The following is a 17,393-nucleotide window of genomic DNA, read 5'->3' on the forward strand; positions in this document are numbered from 1 at the left end:
GCAAGCCTCAGGGCCGCTCGACCCGCATCACCTCGCCGGCGCGCGCGGGCTGCCAGTCGCCCGCCACGCCGTCCGGCCAGATCACCCGCAGCTCGGCCTCCGCCTCCGAGCCCATGCCGAAGTGCAGCGGCAGCGCGCTGCCCCCCGCGTGGCCGCCGCCGATGGTCACCTCCTGCGCCTGCACACCGGACAGGCTGCGCAGCTCGACCCAGGCGCCCACCGCCTGACGGTTCACGCCCGACTGCGCCGGCGCAACCCCGACCCAGCCCCCTGCCCCCTCGGTCACGTTGCGCCAAAGCTCCATCGGGGCACGGCGGTTGACCACCGCCAGATCCAGCAGCCCGTCGCCGTTCAGATCGGCCAGCGCCGCCCCGCGCGCGCGGTGCATGGTGGCGATGCCTGCCGTCTCGCCCGCTTCGGCGAAATGCCCGTCCGCCCCCTGCATGAGCAGCGAATTGGGATCGTCCATCGCCATGCCGGGCATCTGGTCGACGTTGCCCTTGGAAATGAAGAGATCCGCCCGCCCGTCGTTGTCGACGTCGCCGAACTCCGCATGCCAGCCGGTCGAGGGCCGCCCGTCGCCGCCCGTGTAGGGCCGATGCGCGGTCGCCCCCTGCGCATACGGCGCATCCTCGAACCGCTCCCCGCGATTGAACTGCAAGAGCTGGTCGCCCATCGAGGTCATCATCACCTCGGGCAGCCCGTCGCCGGTGAGATCGCGCGAGGCGATGCCCATGCCCCAGAGCGAGACCCTGTCCCAGTCGGTGCGCTCCTCGAGCGGCGAGAGACGGAACATCTGCTCGTAGCCGCCCTTCACGTAGTAGTGCCGGTCGTTCGACAGGCGCAGCTCGGGCGTGCCGTTGCGCCGCCAGTCCGAGATCAGCGCCGAGAGGGTGCACCAGCCGGGCTCGATGGTCTCTACCGAACCGAAGCCGGCCTGGCCGGGGCGGATCAGCGCGCTGCTGTCGCAGGCCTCGAAGGGACCGTCGGGGTCGAAACGGTCGACGTAATTGCCGACAAAGACCGTGGGCCAGCCCTGTCCTGCCTCCCAGGTGGCGGCAAAGGCGGTGGACCAGGCGTCCCGCTGCGGCAGCTTCCACGCCGCGGTGGCATCCTCGAACCGGCACTCGCCAAGCCCACGCAGCACGACATTCGGCCCCACCCGCAGCACGAAAAGATCGAGCTGCCCGTCGCTGTCCGCGTCCAGCGGGTAGGCGCCGGTGACGCCGGTCAGTTCGGGCAGCTCTCCAGCCTCGAAGCGCAGCGGCCCGCCCGTCTCGGAGCGGTTGACGAAAAGCGATGCGGGCGCGGTGCCCCCGGCGGCAAAGAGCTCGGGCAGGTCGTCGCCGTTGCAGTCAAAGGCGGCGAGCCCGCCGCCGACGAAATGCTCCCATCCGCCGGAATAGACGTGCTCTGCCGGCAGGCCCGCGCTCTCGTCGACAAAGACGGGCCCCGCCGCGCCGAGCGAGGGAACCAGCGCCAAGAGCACCACCGCCCGGATCATTGCGCGGCCATCTCGCGGCCCGCTCCGAGCATCTGCTCGGTCAAGGTCTCCAGCGCCAGCGCCGCGGCGCCGCGCGCCCAGACCATGTCGCCCCAGGCGTGGATCTCGACCTTGGGCGCAGCGCGGCCGGTTTCGATCATCATCGTCTTCATCTCGGTCAGCGTGCCCTCGGCATAGAGATAGTCGTAGCGCATCCGTTCCCCCGAAAGGATGATCAACTGCGGATCGAAGAGGTTGGTCACATTGGCCAGCGCCAGCGACAGGTAACGCCCGGCGCGGCGGAAAATCGAATGCGCCGCGGGGTTGCCTGCCTTGGCCTGGCTGAACAGGCTCTCCAGAAGCGCCCGCACCGAGCGGGTTTCAAGATCGGGCAGGTTCAGCGCCGTGCGCGCCTCGCGCACCAGCGCGTAGTCGGCGACATAGGCCTCGAGACAGCCGCGCTGGCCGCAGCGGCAGAGCGCCCCGTCGAGGTGCACCTTCATGTGCCCCAGCTCCATCCCCATGCCATGCGCGCCGCGATAAAGCCGGTGGTTCATGACAAACCCCATGCCCACGCCGTGCTCGATGGTGACCACAGCGAAATTCGACATCGTGCGCCCGGCGCCGAACCAGAGCTCGGCGAGCGTCACGAGGTTGGCGTCATTGTCGATATGCACCGGCAGGCCGAGCCGCTGCGAAAGCGTCGGGCTGAGGTCGGTGTCGCGCAGATCGAGGATCGGCGACCAGCGCACCAGTCCGGTGTCGGCATCGACGAACCCCGGCACCCCGAGGCCGAGCCCACGCAGCGAGGCCGCGTCGACACCGGCCGCGCCGCAGACCTCGCGCATCAGCGCCTCGGTCACGTCGCCGACCGCCTCCACCGACAGCTGCCCGGGCTCGCGCGGCTTGGAGGCGGTGGCGATCACCCGCCCCGAGAGATCGGCCAATACCGCGGTGTGATGGATGTCCGAGAGTTTCATCCCCATGACGTGATGCACCCCGGGGCGGACCTGCAGCGCCACCGCCGGCCGCCCACGCCCGCTGTCGCCGACGCGCGGCGCCTGGACCTCCTCGAGAAAGCCGGTCTCGATCAACTCGGACGTGATTGTGGTGACCGAGGCAGGGCTGACCCGCAGGTCCTTGGCCACTTGCACCCGCGGCACACGGCCAAGCGCGCGGACGTGCTCGAAAACCTGCTGGCGCAGCGGGCGCAGCGCCGAGTCCGGCGACTGCAGGAAGGGGCCGCAGCCGATGATTTCCGCCTCGTCGTTCATCCGCTGGGGCGTCCTGAATTCATTTATTCCAAAAACAAATTTCATCGCAAAATCCATCTCAAGGCCACATCAAGGGCACAAGGTCAGGGCTTCTGGCCGATATTTGCTCTGTCTGGCAATATGCGCGGGCAAAATTAATTTGACAACTGAATTTAAGAGGCTCAGGCTGAGCCAGCGCCGAGGGAGAACGGCGCATGCCCCACCGGGGCACCTAGGGAGGAAAACATGTACAAGACCTTGCTGGCCTCTGCGGCCATCACACTCGGGCTTGCCGTAACGGCATCCGCCCAGACCGTTGGCGTGTCCTGGTCGAACTTTCAGGAGGAGCGCTGGAAGACCGACGAGGCCGCGATCAAGTCGGCGCTTGAGGCGGCGGGCGCGACCTATATTTCCGCCGACGCACAGTCCTCGTCCTCGAAGCAGCTGTCGGATGTTGAATCGCTGATGGCGCAGGGCGTGGACGCGCTGATTATCCTCGCGCAGGACACGCAGGCGATCATCCCCGCCGTCGAGGCCGCCGCCAACGAGGGCGTGCCGGTGATCGCATATGACCGCCTGATCGAGGACAGCCGGGCCTTCTACCTCACCTTCGACAACGTCGAGGTCGGCCGGATGCAGGCCCGCGCGGTGCTCGAGGCTGCGCCCGAGGGCAATTACGTGATGATCAAGGGCTCGCCCACCGATCCCAACGCCGACTTCCTGCGCGGCGGCCAGCAGGAGGTCCTGCAGGAGGCCATCGACAGCGGCAAGATCACCATCGTCGGCGAGGCCTATACGGATGGCTGGCTGCCCGCCAACGCGCAGCGCAACATGGAACAGATCCTGACCGCCAACGACAACAAGGTCGACGCGGTGGTCGCCTCGAACGACGGCACCGCCGGCGGCGCCGTGGCCGCGCTGACCGCGCAGGGGCTCGACGGCATCCCGGTCTCCGGCCAGGACGGCGACCACGCGGCGCTGAACCGCGTCGCCCGAGGCACCCAGACCGTCTCGGTCTGGAAGGACGCGCGCGAGCTGGGCAAGGCAGCAGGCGAGATCGCCGTGCAGCTGGCCGGCGACGCGATGGCCAGCGACATCGAGGGCGCTGAGGAATGGACCTCCCCGGCGGGCACCACGCTCTGGGCCAAGTTCCTCGAGCCAGTGCCGGTCACCAAGGACAACCTCGAGCCCGTGGTGGACGCGGGCTGGATCAGCCAGGACGCGCTGTGCCAGGGCGTCACTGACGGCCCTGCTCCCTGCAACTGATCGCGGCGTATTTCTGAGCTGACACACAGGCGCCCCGCCGCGCCATCCGGCCAACGACCGGCAGCGCGGCGGGGACATCCAGGCAAACACCCCTAATCCCCCGAGGTCACCATGGCAGAGGCGAACGCCTCCGGCGCAGGGGCCGGCCGCAGGAACATCTTCAAGACCCTCGAATTCGACACCCGCCTGCTCGGCATGGTCGGTGCCTTCGTCCTGGTCTGCGTCGTGTTCAACGTCCTCACGGATGGCCGCTTCCTCACCCCGCGCAACATCTTCAACCTGACGATCCAGACGGTGAGCGTGGCGATCATGGCCACCGGCATGGTCTTCGTCATCGTCACCCGCAACATCGACCTCAGCGTCGGTGCGCTGCTCGCCACCTGCTCGGCGATGATGGCGATCACCCAGACAAAGCTGCTGCCCGGCCTCGGCCTCGACTACGGCAACCCGGTGATCGCACCGCTCGCGATCCTTGTCGGGCTGCTCACCGGGGGTCTCATCGGGGCGTTTCAGGGCTGGATCGTCGGCTACCTGACCGTACCCGCCTTCATCGTCACCCTCGGCGGGCTGCTGGTCTGGCGCAATGTCGCCTGGTACCTCACCAGCGGCCAGACAATCGGCCCGCTCGACGACACCTTCCAGACCCTCGGCGGCATCGGCGGCACGCTCGGCGTCACCGGCAGCTGGATCTTCGGCGTGCTCGCCACGCTGGTCGCCTGGGCCGCCATCGCGCAGGCCCGCAAGGCCCGGATCAATCACGAGTTCCCGGTCAAGCCGATCTGGGCCGAAGGCGTACTCATGGCGCTCTCGGCGGCGGCGATCCTCGGCTTCGTGGCGATGCTCAACGCCTACGAGGTGCCGACCCGGGTGCTGCGACGCGGCTTCGAGGCGCGTGGAGAGACCATGCCCGAGGGCTTCACCGCGGGCTACGGCATACCCTTCTCGGTGCTGCTGCTGATCGCCGTGGCGGTGGTGATGACAATGGTCGCCCGTCGCACCAGGCTCGGCCGCTACATCTTCGCCACGGGCGGCAACCCCGAGGCGGCGGAACTTTCGGGCATCAACACCCGCCTGCTGACGGTCAAGGTCTTTGCCGTGATGGGCGTACTCTGCGCGCTTGCGGGCATGGTTGCCTCGGCCCGCTTGTCGTTCCATTCGAACGACATCGGCACGCTCGACGAATTGCGCGTCATTGCCGCTGCGGTGATCGGCGGCACGGCGCTGGCGGGCGGCATCGGCACGATCTACGGCGCCATTCTCGGCGCGCTGATCATGCAGTCGCTGCAATCGGGCATGGCCATGGTCGGCGTCGACGCCCCCTTCCAGAACATCGTCGTCGGCATCGTGCTGGTGCTCGCCGTGCTTATCGACATCCTCTACCGCAAGCGCACGGGAGACGCATGATGGCTGACAGAACCGGAGCCCCGCTGGTCGAGATGCGCGACGTCTCGGTCTCCTTCGGCGGCATCAAGGCGGTCGATCACGTCACCGTCGATCTCTACCCCGGCGAGGTGGTCGGCCTGCTCGGGCACAACGGCGCGGGCAAGTCCACGCTGATCAAGTGCCTGTCGGGCGCCTACCGCATGGACAGCGGCGAGATCCTGATCGACGGCGCGAAGGCCGAAATCAACAACCCTCGCGACGCCCGCCGCTACAACATCGAGACGATCTACCAGACGCTGGCGCTGGCGGACAATCTCGACGCTGCCTCAAACCTCTTTCTGGGGCGCGAGCTGGTCACCTCGACCGGTCTCGTCGACGACGCCCAGATGGAGGCCGAAACGCGCAAGATCATGGGTCGCCTCAACCCGAACTTCCGCAAGTTCCAGGACCCGGTGAAGGCGCTCTCGGGCGGTCAGCGGCAATCGGTGGCCATCGCCCGCGCGGTCTATTTCAATGCCCGCATCCTGATCATGGACGAGCCCACCGCCGCGCTCGGCCCGCAGGAGACGCAGATGGTCGCCGAGCTGATCGAACAGCTCAAGGCGCAAGGGCTCGGCATCTTTCTCATCGAGCATGACATCCACAACGTGATGAAGCTCTGCGACCGCGCCTCGGTGATGAAGAACGGCAAGCTGGTCGGCACGGTCAACGTCGACGAGGTCACCGACGAGGACATCCTCGGCATGATCATTCTCGGCAAGCAACCGCGCGACTGAAGCAGCAGACACCCCAACGCGACACGAGGCACTCATGACGGGCTTCTTCGGAGACATCCCGAAACTCACCTACCAGCCGGACGAAGGCAGCGAGTTCGCTTTCCGCCACTACAACCCCGACGAGATCGTGCTGGGCAAGCGGCTGGAGGATCACCTGCGCTTCGCCATCGCCTATTGGCACAGCTTCGCCTGGGAGGGCGGCGATCCCTTCGGCGGGCGCACTTTCGAGCGGCCGTGGTTCGGTTCGGAAATGGACAAGGCCAAGATGAAGGCCGACGTGGCCTTCGAGATGTTCGACCTGCTGAACGTGCCCTTCTTCTGCTTCCACGACGCCGACGTGCGCCCCGAGGGGAAGGATTTCGCCGAGACCACGCGCAATCTCGAGGAAATCGTCGACTACTTCGCCCAGAAGATGGAAGGCGCGAAGACCCGCCTGCTCTGGGGCACGGCGAACCTCTTCACCCACCGCCGCTTCATGTCCGGCGCAGCCACCAACCCCGACCCCGAGGTCTTCGCCTGGTCCGCCGCGACGGTGAAGACCTGCATGGATGCCACCCACAGACTTGGCGGCGAGAACTACGTGCTCTGGGGCGGGCGCGAGGGCTACGAGACCCTGCTCAACACCGATCTGACGCGCGAGGCCGAACAGGCCGGGGCCTTCCTGTCGATGGTCGTCGACTACAAGCACAAAATCGGTTTCAAGGGCGCGATCCTGATCGAGCCGAAGCCGCAGGAGCCTTCGAAACACCAGTATGACTTCGACGTGGCCACGGTCTACGGCTTCCTCAAGCGTTTTGGGCTGGAGACCGAGGTTAAGCTGAACATCGAGCAGGGCCATGCCATCCTCGCCGGGCACAGCTTCGAGCACGAGCTGGCACTGGCCGCCTCGCTTGGACTGCTGGGCTCGATCGACATGAACCGCAATGACTACCAGTCAGGCTGGGACACCGACCAGTTCCCGGATAGCGTGCCCGAGGTGGCGCGGGCCTATTACGAGGTGCTGAAGGCGGGCGGATTTACCACCGGCGGCACAAATTTCGACGCCAAGCTACGGCGGCAGTCGCTCGACCCCGAGGATCTGATCCTCGGCCATGCCGGCGCGATGGACGTCTGCGCACGCGGGCTGAAGGCGGCGGCGGCATTGCTCGAGGACGGCACGCTCGAGGCCTTGCGCGCCGAGCGCTACGCCGATTGGGAGGCCGCCGAGAACAAGGCGCTGCTCAGGTCCGACCTCGCCAGCATCGAGGCGCGGGTGCGCGATCAGGCGATCAACCCCGAGCCGCGCTCCGGGCGGCAGGAACGCCTCGAGAACCTCTGGAACCGCTACGTGTGACCCTGCCGCCCGGCGCGCCTCGAAGCGCCGGGCGCGTCGCTGCCTGGCGGCGCCATACTTCCGCCGAACTGCGCTGCGAACTTCCGGCTTGCGTTCGCCCCGGCCTTGCATGCCATTCTGAGGACGACGCTTTTTCGCTTTCGGAGGTCGCCCCGATGTTCAGGTTCCCCTGCCTCGCCCCGCTGCTGATCGCCCTCGCCGCACCGCTTTCGGCACAGGTTCCGGCGGTGGATCTCGACGCCGTCGCACGCAGCCCGGCCTTCCGCTGGCCCGCGCGTCCGGGCTGGCCCAGCCGTCCCGATCATTCCCACCGCCCCAGCTGGCCCGGCGGCCCCGGCTGGGGAGGGAGCTGGACGCCGGGTTGGGGCGGCTATGGCGGGCTTGGCGTTTCCATCGACCTCGGCACCCGCGTGCCCGGTGCAGACGGATCGGTGCGCGAGCCGGTGATGACCCTCGAGCGCGACAGCCCCGCCCGCACCAAGCGAATCCGCAACACGCCCGGCGCCCCGGCGGTCAGCGCGCCGCAGGGCGCCTCCACGCGCCTCGGTCAGCCGCCCATCGTCGAACGCGCCCCCGCCACCGCAACCCCCGCCCTGCCCGGCCAGGCGCAGCAGGGGGTCGGCGAACTGAATGGCGGCGGCACGGCGCTGGGGCAGGTTCTCAGCTCGAACGGCGAGACCTACGTGCTGCTGCTCACCCTGCCCGAGAACCGCCTCACCTGCCTCGGCCAGCTCGACGGGCCGCCCGCGCTTTTCCCGAGCATGGGCTCGGCGCTGGCCTGCACCGATGGCGCGCAGGGAAACGCGCTCTTTGCCACGCCCGAGGACGGCAGCGGCAGCAGCGCCAGCTTCACCCTGGACGGCGGGCGCAGCGGGTATCTGGTGTTTCCCTGATCGACCCTCGCCACGCCAAGCCCGGCGCTCCTAGCCCGCGACCGGATCGCCCAGACCCATCAGTGCCCTGGCTCGCGCCCGCCGGCCATGCGCCGCGCCGAAGCAGGCGGGCAGAGGTGGCGTGAGGTGCGCTTCTGCTCGGCCCTCGGGTCGAGGGCCGAGCACAACGGCTTACTCGATGGTCAGCCCTTTGCGCCGCTGCGTTCCCGGCTCCTCGATGACCGGCTCCCGGCCACCGCGAAGGATCGAGTTTCCCTCGTAGAGCGTGCGCTGGTCGATGGCGGGGGGCGACAGCCAGTCGCTCTCCTTCATCTGCCCGCTCTGGCCGTAGGCGGCGAGCGCATTGCCGTAGCAGACCGCCCGCACCACCTCTTCGGACACGCCGCTCTGCAGCGCAAGCTGCGCCGTCTTGGCCACTCCAAGGCAATCCGAGATGCCCCAGTCGCAGGCACTGTCGACGACGATCCGCTCGGAGCCGTACTGTTTGAGCAGCTCGACCATCCGCGCGTTGCCCATCTTGGTCGAGGGGTAGATCGAGAAGCCTGCCCAGTAGCCGCGGTCGAGCACCTCGCCGACGGTCTCCTCGTTATTGTGGTCGATCACCACCATCGACGGATCGAGGCCCATCTCCTCGCAGACATCCATCGACAGGCTGGTGCCGCGTTTCTTGTCGCGGTGCGGCGTGTGCACCATGACCGGCAGGCCAATCTCTTTCGCCAGCGTCAGCTGCAGCCGGAAGTACTTGTCCTCGAGCGCGGTCTGCTCGTCGTAGCCGATCTCGCCGATGGCAACGACGCCCTCCTTGAGCGCGAACCGCGGCAGCCACTCCATCACGCCCTCGGCCAGCTCCTCGTTGTTGGCTTCCTTGGAATTGAGCCCGATGGTGCAGTAATGGCGGATGCCGAACTGTCCGGCGCGGAAGCGCTCCCAGCCGACGATGGTCGACAGGTAATCGACGTAGGTGCCTACGAAGGTGCGCGGCTGGCCGAGCCAGAAGGCGGGCTCGATCAGGGCCACGACGCCGGCGGCGGCCATGGCCTCGTAATCGTCGGTGGTGCGCGAGATCATATGCGCGTGGGGATCAATCAGCATCATGACACAAACTCCTCGATAACACGTCCCTCGGCCCGCGCCCGATCAAGCTGGGCCCGGATTTCCGGGGTTTCCGCAAAGGGGCCGACCAGCGGCCAGAGCTCCTCCATCACCGGCCGCCCGGCGGCCCAGCGTTCGCGCGCGTATTGCACGAGGATGCGCGCCAGCTCGGGGTTGGCGCGGTCCTTGAGGCCGGTGATCGGCCCCAGCGCCGCGCCGATGAACAGTGCCTTGAGGATCATGTGGTTCCAGCGGTGCTCGTCGAAATGGTCGCGGGGATAGGGGTTGTTGTGGGCGATGGCCTCGAACACCGGCTTGAGGTTCGAACGCAGCCCCTCGCCCACCTCGAAGTGCAGGCTCTCGGGCTCGGGATAGAGCGGCAGCCCGCGGTAGAGCGCGATCATCTCGGCGGCGTCCGAGGTGCGGCGCAGGTCCTTGAACGTCTCGGCAAAGGGGCGGTCACCCCTGTAGCTGAGCAGCCCCAGCACCCGCGCGGCGCCGTCGAGGCTCCAGTCGCCGGGCTGCCAGCCGGGGCGCGCGGCATCGGCCTCGGCCAGCTCGTCCGGGCTGAGGGCAAGGTCGGCCTTGCCAAGCCGCCGCGGCGCGAAGCCGAGAAAGAGGTGGAGGTCGCGCTCTGTCGCCCCGGGGGCGGCGAGCGTCGCGAGCTGGTCCTCGAGCCAGGGCCTCTCGGCCCCAGCACGCTCCGCTATCCATTTCTGCAAAAGGTCTTTTGGACTGGTCATCGAACTCTCTCCCAAATGGTCAATGAAACACTGGACGGGCGGAGGGAACGCGCGTCATAGTCGGCAAGTATTTTGTTGCTGGATATTTTTTGATCTCATGACACCGACTCTTGTTATTCTTGTCGTCGGCCTGACACCGAAGCTTGTCGGCCAGTTCACCCCCAACATCGCCGCCCTTGCCGCCCGCGGCGCTCTGCGCCCGCTCGAGACGGTGATCCCCGCGGTCACCTGCACGGTGCAGGCGACGCTGGCGACCGGCCTGCCGCCCTCGGGGCACGGCGCTGTAGCCAATGGATGGTACTTCCGCGATCTCAAGGAGGTGCTGCTCTGGCGCCAACCCAATTCGCTGCTGCAGGGCGAGAAGATCTGGGATGCCGGGAAGGCGCGCGACCCGGGCTTCACCTGCGCCAAGATGTTCTGGTGGTACAACATGTATTCGACCGCCGATTACTCGGCGACGCCGCGGCCGATGTATCCCGCCGACGGGCGCAAGATCCCCGACCACTACGCGCATCCGCCCGAGCTGCACGATGAGCTCGACGCCAAGCTCGGGCGCTTTCCGCTCTTCACCTTCTGGGGGCCGACGGCGAGCATCAGGTCCTCGGCCTGGATCGCCGATGCCACGCTGCACGTGATGGAGACGCGGCGCCCGACGCTGACTCTCACCTACCTGCCGCATCTCGACTACGACCTGCAGAAGTTCGGCCCCGATCTCGACCACCCCGAAGTGCAGCAGTCGCTGCGCGACATCGACGCGCTGGTCGGCAAGCTGATTGCCGCCGCCGATACCGAGGGGCGCCGGGTGCTGGTGGTCTCTGAATACGGCATCACCCCGGTCAGGGACGCCATTCACATCAACCGCGCCCTGCGCGAGGCCGGTCTGATCGCCGTCCGCCCCGAGGAACACGGGCGCGAAATCCTCGACGCCGGTGCCTCGGCGGCCTTTGCCATGTCCGACCACCAGCTGGCGCATGTCTACGTCAACGACCGCGCGCGGCTGGCCGAGGTCAAGGCGCTGATCGAGGGGCTGGACGGGGTTGAAGCGGTCTGGGACGAGGAAGGCAAGCGTGCCAATGGCCTCGACCATCCGCGCTCCGGAGAGCTGGTGGCGATCAGCAGGCCCGACCGCTGGTTCAGCTATTATTATTGGCTGGACGAGGCCAAGGCCCCCGACTTTGCCCCCACCGTCGATATCCACCGCAAGCCGGGCTACGATCCGGTCGAGCTGTTCCTTGATCCCGCCCTTCGCTTTCCCAAGCTGGCGGCGGGCTGGAAGCTGGGCAAGCGCAAGATGGGCTTCCGGCAGATGCTCGACCTGATCTCGCCCTCGCGCACCGATCTGGTGAAGGGCAGTCACGGGCGGATCACCGAGGACCCCGGCGACGGGCCGCTGGTGATCTCTTCCGAGCCGGGGATGCTGCCCGAGGGGCCGGTGCGGGCCGTGGACTTCAAGGCGCTGACGCTGAGCCATGTCTTCGACTAGGTCCCGGCGATCCGGCGCTGCAGCGCGCGGGTGAGGCCAAACCCGGCGACTGCCAGCAGCGCCGGGAGCCAGCCGCCGTGGACCCCGGCGATAAGCGCGGCATCGTAAAGCGAGATCGACGCGATCAGCAGGGTGACGGCCTTTGGCACGTCGCCCTTAGCCCGGCGGAAGAGGAGGCGCAGGGCACCGCCGGTGGCGACGAGGAATCCCAGCGCGACCAGCAGCGCCAGCGGCTTGCCCCAGCCCATGACCAGCACCAGCACAGCCGGGAAGGCGAGCACCGCCAGGGGCCAGGCGCGGTCCAGCCGGTCGTAGGCCTCCTGCTTGGCGGCGTAGGTAAGGCCGACCACATAGGCCATCAGCCCCAGCGCCCCCCAGAGTGCCACACCCGGAAAGGCGCCGGTGGCGGCAAGCGCAGCCATCACGTAGCAGAAGAACCGGGTCACCCCCATGATGACCGGCGCCAGCGCGGTGCGCTTGTGCAGCCAGTCGTAGAGGAAGATGCTGAGCGTCAGCAGCAGCGCCGAGAGCAGCGCCAGCCCGCCGAGCGGCAGGGTCAGCAGGACGCCGAGCCCGAGCATGGCAAAGGCTCCGAGGAAAACCGCGCGCTGCGAAATCTCACCCATCGGGATCGGCCGGTCCGCCTTCTGCGCGCGGTCGATCTCGGCGTCGAAGGCGTCGTTGAGCCACATGCCCCCCACGTAGAAGAGTGTCAGCGCCAGCGCGCTCAGCAAGATGGGCACGAGCGCCGCGCCGGGGGCGGCGGAGAGCGCCAGCAGCGCGCCCGCCATGGCATTGGTCCAGACCGTCGGCAGGTTCGACACGCGCCCCAGCTTGAGGGCGGTGGCGATCATTGCCCGAGCCGGTCCAGCACCCAGCCCAACTCGCGGCTGATCGCCGCGTCCACGCTCGAGGTCCGCAAGTCCGGGGGCAATACGTCCCATGTATAGGTCTCCACTTCGAGATGCGGTGAGATCGGCTCGGCCCGGTGCAGGTCGAGGATCTCCTTCAGAAAGTCCTGCGTGCTGTCGAAAAGCCCGAGCGAGCCAAGAAAGACCGGCACGTGGAAGTGCACCCGCCATTCCTCGCCATCGGCCTCGGCGCCGCGGGCCAGCGCCTCGGGCAGATCGGAAAAGGCGCGGATCGGACCCTCGCCGCGGCGGGCGAGCACCTGGTGCAGGTAGGTGGGCTCGGAATAGGCGGCGAGCGCTTCGCGGACCTCGGGGCTCACCTGCGCGCGCAGCGCCGAACTGAGCTGCAGCTTGTGGATCGGGATGCCCGCGCCCTGCAGCAGGGCAAGGCTCTGCGCCGGGTCCTCGTATTCCACCGCCGCGTGGCAGACGTCGTAGCAAAGCCCGAGGTGCGCGCGCAGGGCCACTTCTGCCTCCGCGCGGGCCAGCCCGGTCAGATCGGCGAACCGCGCCACGGCGGCGGGGCCGTAGAGCCAATCCTCGAAGAAGGCGACGCTGCCCGCGATCGTCTCGAGAAAGCAGAATGGCTCGGGCTCGATCGCCAGCGCCACGGTGACGCCAGTGCGCGCCTTGACCGCGACGCAATGCGCCGCCGCCTGCAGATACAGCTCGGCCATGGCGGCCTCGGCGCCCCCGGCCAGCGTGCGGAAGGTCCCCGGCACGGTGCTGAGGCTGACCCAGTCGCCGGGCTCGGCGAGCTCGGCCATGAGATCGGTGAGCCGGGTGGTGTACCGCAGCCGCTCGGGGTCGCGCCAGTCGGGCTGATAGACCTGCTCCTTGACCCGAACGCCGTGGAACGGTCCATAGGGGAAGCCGTTCATCGTCGCCGGCACGAGATCGTTCTCGCGCAGGAACTGCTTGAGCCACGCTCGGCGGTCTTCCCGGTCAAGCTCATCGAGCGCGTTCGACGACAGCCGCAGCCCTACGGCGAAGCGGTCATCGGGAGAGAGCTGCGCCTTCACCGCCAGAAGCGGGCCGGTCAGCGCGGCGTGGCAATCCTCCCAGGTTTCGGTGGCATGGATATTGAGGCAGTAGGTCAGGGTGCCAAGCCCGTTGCCGAGCTTCATGCCTCCTGTCCCTGTTGACGTGCCGCGCCGCGTGCCGCGAGCCAGACAAGGGCCTCGGCGACCAGTTCGGGGCGCATCTCGTGCACCTCGACGCCGACCCCGAGATCGGACAGCAACGTGACGGTGAGCTCGCCGCCGAGATGCTCGCGGAACTCCTCGAGCCCGACGAGGATCTCGAGCCGCCCGCCCGCGTCACGCCGGCCGAGATCGGGGTGCCAGATCGGCAGGCCGAGGGCCTGCAGCAGCGCCAGCACGCGCTCCTCCATCCCCGCCGGCAGAAGCCCGGCCAACACCGAGTAGCGCGCGTCAAGCGCGATCCCCATTGCCACGGCATCGCCGTGGCTGACGGCATAGCGGGTCAGACCCTCGAGCTTGTGCGCCGACCAATGGCCGAAATCGAGGGGGCGGGCAGAGCCGCGCTCAAACGGATCGCCCCCAAGAGCGATCTGCCGCATGTGCAGCTCCGCCGAGCGGCGGATCATGTATTCTTCGGCCTCGGGCGCGAAGTGCTTCAGCCGGTCCGCATTCGCCTCGAGCCAAAGGAAGAACGCAGGATCGCGGATCAGCGAGACCTTCACCGCCTCGGAGATGCCGGAGCGACGGGTCGCGGCGGGCAGCGTCTCCAGCAGGTTGAAGTCGTTCAGCACCGCCCAGGGCGGGGCAAAGCTGCCCGCGAAGTTCTTCGAACCCTCGAAGTTCACGGCATTTTTCACCCCGACGCCGCTGTCGTTTTGCGACAGCACCGTCGTTGGCACCCGTATATGCCGGAGCCCCCGGTGCGCCGTTGCGGTGGCCATACCCACCGCGTCGAGCACCGCGCCGCCGCCGACCGCGATGACATAGGAATGCCGGTCGATGCTGTGCTCAAGGATAAGGCGGTAGATCTCGAAGACCGTCTCGAAGCCGGCCTTTATCCCCTCCCCGCCTGCAACCGGCATCGGCGCGGCGACCAGATCGACGCCCTCGACGGTGTCCCGCACATAGGCGCCAATCGCGTCGGCAAGCGCCGGGCGATGTGCCAGAAGATCGCGGTCGACGAAGACCACGCAGCGCTGCCGGCGCGCCTCCGCCCCGGCGGCAAACACGTCGCGCAGCGCAGGGTTTTCCGGATCAAAGACCCCGCGCGTGAAGACCACGCGGTACTCGTAGCTGACCGAGAAGGCTTGCCTGACGGTCAGCGTGGCGGGCGCTCCATCCTGCGACATGTCTTGCGCGACGGGCGCGCCCACGGCCGCGGCCGCGTCAACGCCAGCCTCGGTGCGGGTCAGCGCCCCCGAGGCCGCCACCGCCCTCGCCGGAGCCTTGATCCGCGCATAGAGGGCACGCCCCGCCAAGCCCGCGATCGGCAGCGCCAGCGCGGCGCAGAGCGCAAGGAGGAACGAGTCGACCTCGAGCGCCAGCGCGCCCAGTGAGGCATAGGCGGCGGCGATGCCGAGATTTGCCAGCGCCACGACGCCAAGGAACCTGCGCAGGGGCAGGCCCGCCACCCCTGCCGCGATGGTCGAGGTCTCGGCCAGGACCGGCACGGCCCGCATCAGAAGCACCGAGCCGAGCGCGATACGTTCGGACACTTCTGCCGACCGCGCCAGATAGTCCCTTCCGAGCAGCCGACCGAGCGCGCGGGTGCCGCCGGTCGCACCGATCCAGTAGCCGAGAAGGCAGCTCAGCGTCATCCCGGTCCAGCAGGCAAAGGTGCCGATAGCGACGCCGAGCAGCGTACCCGCCGAGACGTTGACCACGCTCGACGGCACCGGAAGCACCACGTCGAGCGCCAGAGCCGTCACGATCAGCACCCAGAGACCAGTGGGGCTCTGCGTCCCGGACAGCAGGTCAATGACCAGCGTTTCGATGCGTCCTTCGAAGAGCAGGAAACTTGCCGCGAGTACGAGGGCCAGCATGGTGAGAATCACGAGCCAGCGCAGCGTCATGGAAACCGACATTACGAATACCTTTCTCGAACACAGCGCACCCCGGCGCGGGCCGGAGGCAGAAAATATAGCAGTATCAATCAATTCGTCTCAAATCGTCCGCACCCCGAGACGCAAATGTCTCGGTATCTGCACGGACGTGTTCTTACAGGCTAGGCAAGAGAAAGCGGTTCGCCTAGCCCCGAAATGTCGCAGTGGGCGCGAAATCCGGTTTGCCGCGTTCTTCGACCGATCGCCGGGATGCGGGTCCGAAAGCGTCCAGCCCGCCCGCATCGGCGGGTCTCCAAGGTGCAAGCGCCCCGCTCCTTGGCCGCCGGGCAGGCGCCCGCGCGCGGTGCCCGGCAAGGGGCCCGCCGGGCCATCGGGCGCACTGGGGCGCCATTGCGGATCCGCCAAGAGGGGTCGCCCTGGAAATGCGCCTTGGGCATCGAGGGAATGATGGTATCGGGTTGCGCGATCTGCGGCGATCTGCGTCAGGCACCTTTGTCCACGCCGGGTCAGCTCATCATCGCACCCAGGCTGAGCAGCAGCATGAGGATGATTGCCAGGCCGATCACCAGCGGCATCACGAAGCGCAGCCAGCGATCAAAGGAGACACGGCCTATGGCGTGCCCGCCCATGACCACGGCGAAGGTCGGGTTGAAGAGGTTCACCAAGCCGTTCGCGGATTGGTAGGCGGTCACCACGAGTTCGCGCCCCAGACGACGACGGACATCGCGAGGAACAGCCCGGTCATCTCCGCCATCCACCAGCCGAACCCGACAACCCCGATTATCATCACCCCGAAAGTCAGCCCGAAGAGCGCCAGAATGATGCTGCGCACGGGCGTAAGGGTCGGAAGGGCCGCGCCGGCCGCCTCGGACAACTTGAGGAAGAAGGTGCGATTTTCCTCCGCCATGTCGGATAGCAAGGAGGCAGCAGGATCGGCCTTCACCGTGTGGGCATAGCGCATGACGTGGACGATGCCCGACGCGAGACAGACCACAAAGATCAGCGCGCGCGGCACGATGCCCTGCGTGAAGGCGATGCCCGCCCCCTGCGGGGCGACGACGGTGGCAAAGGCGTTGAACGTCGAGCCCAGCGTGCCGATCCCGGCCCCGAGCATGATCACCGCCACTCCGGTCAGCGCATCGTAGCCCGCCCGGATGAATACCGGAATGCTCAACGCGTAAAAGGCCAGCGTCTCCTCTGCCATGCCGAAACTCGTTCCCCCGAGGGCAAAGGCGGTCATCAGGATGGGGATCATCAGATGTTCCCTGCCCCCGAGCCTGATCAGCAAGGCGCCGATGCCAGCGTCAATGGCACCTGTCCTGCTGACCACCATCAGGAACCCGCCGATGACCAGCACGAAGACCGCAACGTCCATGGCTGCGCTCGACGCGGAGCCCAGCAGGGCCGGATCCTACATGCCGGCAATCGGAGCAAGGATCACGTCGGTGATCCCCTGAGGGTCCGGCTCGACCGGCCGATAGCTCCCCGGGACGGGAGCCGCGACGCCGAGACTGTCGTTCATCTCGCGCGCATATTCTCCCGCGGGAATGACCCAAGTGAGCATCGCGAAAATCGCGATCAAGACGAACAGGATGGTGAACGCGGTTGGGAACCGGAACTTTGTCATCGTCCGACCAGCTGAATTGGGAAATTCGAAAATGCTTTGCGAGGGAGCGATCTTGCGAAGATACGCAAGCTTCGTGCGACTCCTAAAAGAAAATGTCGCCTATC

The 17,393-nt window shown here is 67.6% G+C and carries 16 protein-coding genes; 6 read left to right on the top strand and 10 right to left on the bottom strand.

What is annotated here, in order from left to right; translation table 11 throughout:
* Window positions 1-7: 7 nt before the first annotated feature.
* Together G0Q01_RS00245 and G0Q01_RS00250 are read right to left on the bottom strand one after the other, a co-directional pair.
* Window positions 8-1,504: a CRTAC1 family protein gene (locus G0Q01_RS00245; RefSeq protein ID WP_164189450.1), complete on the bottom strand. Its 1,497-nt coding sequence runs from the start codon at window positions 1,502-1,504 to the stop codon at window positions 8-10.
* Window positions 1,501-2,757: an ROK family protein gene (locus G0Q01_RS00250; protein WP_164189452.1), complete on the bottom strand. Its 1,257-nt coding sequence runs from the start codon at window positions 2,755-2,757 to the stop codon at window positions 1,501-1,503. Before G0Q01_RS00250 ends, G0Q01_RS00245 begins: the two co-directional genes overlap by 4 nt.
* 225 nt (window positions 2,758-2,982) lie before the next feature.
* On the opposite strand from G0Q01_RS00250, the gene xylF reads away from it, so the two are divergent.
* From xylF to G0Q01_RS00275, 5 genes are all read left to right on the top strand, one after another.
* Window positions 2,983-4,002: a D-xylose ABC transporter substrate-binding protein gene (gene xylF / locus G0Q01_RS00255; RefSeq protein ID WP_164189454.1), complete on the top strand. Its 1,020-nt coding sequence runs from the start codon at window positions 2,983-2,985 to the stop codon at window positions 4,000-4,002.
* A gap of 111 nt (window positions 4,003-4,113) precedes the next feature.
* The gene (locus G0Q01_RS00260) at window positions 4,114-5,406 is read left to right on the top strand and encodes a sugar ABC transporter permease (RefSeq protein ID WP_108968438.1); all 1,293 of its coding nucleotides are present in this window, start codon (window positions 4,114-4,116) and stop codon (window positions 5,404-5,406) included.
* A complete protein-coding gene (locus tag G0Q01_RS00265) occupies window positions 5,406-6,161 on the top strand; it encodes an ATP-binding cassette domain-containing protein (protein ID WP_164189457.1) in 756 nt (251 codons plus the stop codon). Before G0Q01_RS00260 ends, G0Q01_RS00265 begins: the two co-directional genes overlap by 1 nt.
* A gap of 34 nt (window positions 6,162-6,195) precedes the next feature.
* On the top strand, window positions 6,196-7,494 hold the full coding sequence (gene xylA / locus G0Q01_RS00270) for a xylose isomerase (RefSeq protein ID WP_164189458.1): 1,299 nt from the start codon (window positions 6,196-6,198) through the stop codon (window positions 7,492-7,494).
* A 155-nt stretch (window positions 7,495-7,649) separates the two neighbouring features.
* On the top strand, window positions 7,650-8,387 hold the full coding sequence (locus G0Q01_RS00275; protein ID WP_164189460.1) for a hypothetical protein: 738 nt from the start codon (window positions 7,650-7,652) through the stop codon (window positions 8,385-8,387).
* Window positions 8,388-8,558: 171 nt separating this feature from the next.
* Here the strand turns inward: G0Q01_RS00275 and G0Q01_RS00280 are convergent, their stop codons facing one another.
* Window positions 8,559-9,482 carry a TatD family hydrolase gene (locus G0Q01_RS00280; protein ID WP_235939385.1) on the bottom strand — a complete coding sequence of 308 codons (924 nt, stop codon included), beginning with the start codon at window positions 9,480-9,482 and terminating at the stop codon, window positions 8,559-8,561.
* Window positions 9,479-10,222 (bottom strand): EboA domain-containing protein, encoded by a 744-nt coding sequence (locus G0Q01_RS00285; RefSeq protein WP_164189462.1) that lies wholly within the window; start codon window positions 10,220-10,222, stop codon window positions 9,479-9,481. Before G0Q01_RS00285 ends, G0Q01_RS00280 begins: the two co-directional genes overlap by 4 nt.
* A gap of 97 nt (window positions 10,223-10,319) precedes the next feature.
* Here G0Q01_RS00285 and G0Q01_RS00290 point away from each other — a divergent pair, with 97 nt between their 5' ends.
* Window positions 10,320-11,705, top strand: coding sequence for an alkaline phosphatase family protein (locus tag G0Q01_RS00290; protein ID WP_164189464.1), 1,386 nt, complete (start codon window positions 10,320-10,322; stop codon window positions 11,703-11,705).
* On the opposite strand, the gene G0Q01_RS00295 is transcribed toward G0Q01_RS00290, so the two are convergent.
* The 6 genes from G0Q01_RS00295 to G0Q01_RS26685 form a co-directional block, all read right to left on the bottom strand.
* Window positions 11,702-12,559, bottom strand: a complete 858-nt coding sequence (locus G0Q01_RS00295; protein WP_164189466.1) for a UbiA family prenyltransferase — start codon at window positions 12,557-12,559, stop codon at window positions 11,702-11,704. The genes G0Q01_RS00290 and G0Q01_RS00295 overlap by 4 nt on opposite strands.
* Window positions 12,556-13,743, bottom strand: a complete 1,188-nt coding sequence (gene eboE, locus G0Q01_RS00300; RefSeq protein WP_164189468.1) for a metabolite traffic protein EboE — start codon at window positions 13,741-13,743, stop codon at window positions 12,556-12,558. The genes G0Q01_RS00295 and eboE overlap by 4 nt, the downstream gene beginning before the upstream one ends.
* Window positions 13,740-15,683 carry a 3-dehydroquinate synthase gene (locus G0Q01_RS00305; RefSeq protein ID WP_164189470.1) on the bottom strand — a complete coding sequence of 648 codons (1,944 nt, stop codon included), beginning with the start codon at window positions 15,681-15,683 and terminating at the stop codon, window positions 13,740-13,742. Before G0Q01_RS00305 ends, eboE begins: the two co-directional genes overlap by 4 nt.
* Window positions 15,684-16,168: 485 nt before the next feature.
* Window positions 16,169-16,354 (bottom strand): hypothetical protein, encoded by a 186-nt coding sequence (locus G0Q01_RS26675; protein WP_370457147.1) that lies wholly within the window; start codon window positions 16,352-16,354, stop codon window positions 16,169-16,171.
* Window positions 16,351-17,037 (bottom strand): hypothetical protein, encoded by a 687-nt coding sequence (locus G0Q01_RS26680; protein ID WP_235939388.1) that lies wholly within the window; start codon window positions 17,035-17,037, stop codon window positions 16,351-16,353. Before G0Q01_RS26680 ends, G0Q01_RS26675 begins: the two co-directional genes overlap by 4 nt.
* A gap of 36 nt (window positions 17,038-17,073) precedes the next feature.
* A complete protein-coding gene (locus G0Q01_RS26685; RefSeq protein WP_235939390.1) occupies window positions 17,074-17,289 on the bottom strand; it encodes a hypothetical protein in 216 nt (71 codons plus the stop codon).
* Window positions 17,290-17,393: the final 104 nt, after the last annotated feature.

The sequence above is a fragment of the Salipiger sp. PrR007 genome, assembly GCF_010499845.1.
GTDB classification, from domain to species: Bacteria; Pseudomonadota; Alphaproteobacteria; order Rhodobacterales; family Rhodobacteraceae; genus Salipiger; species Salipiger pacificus_A.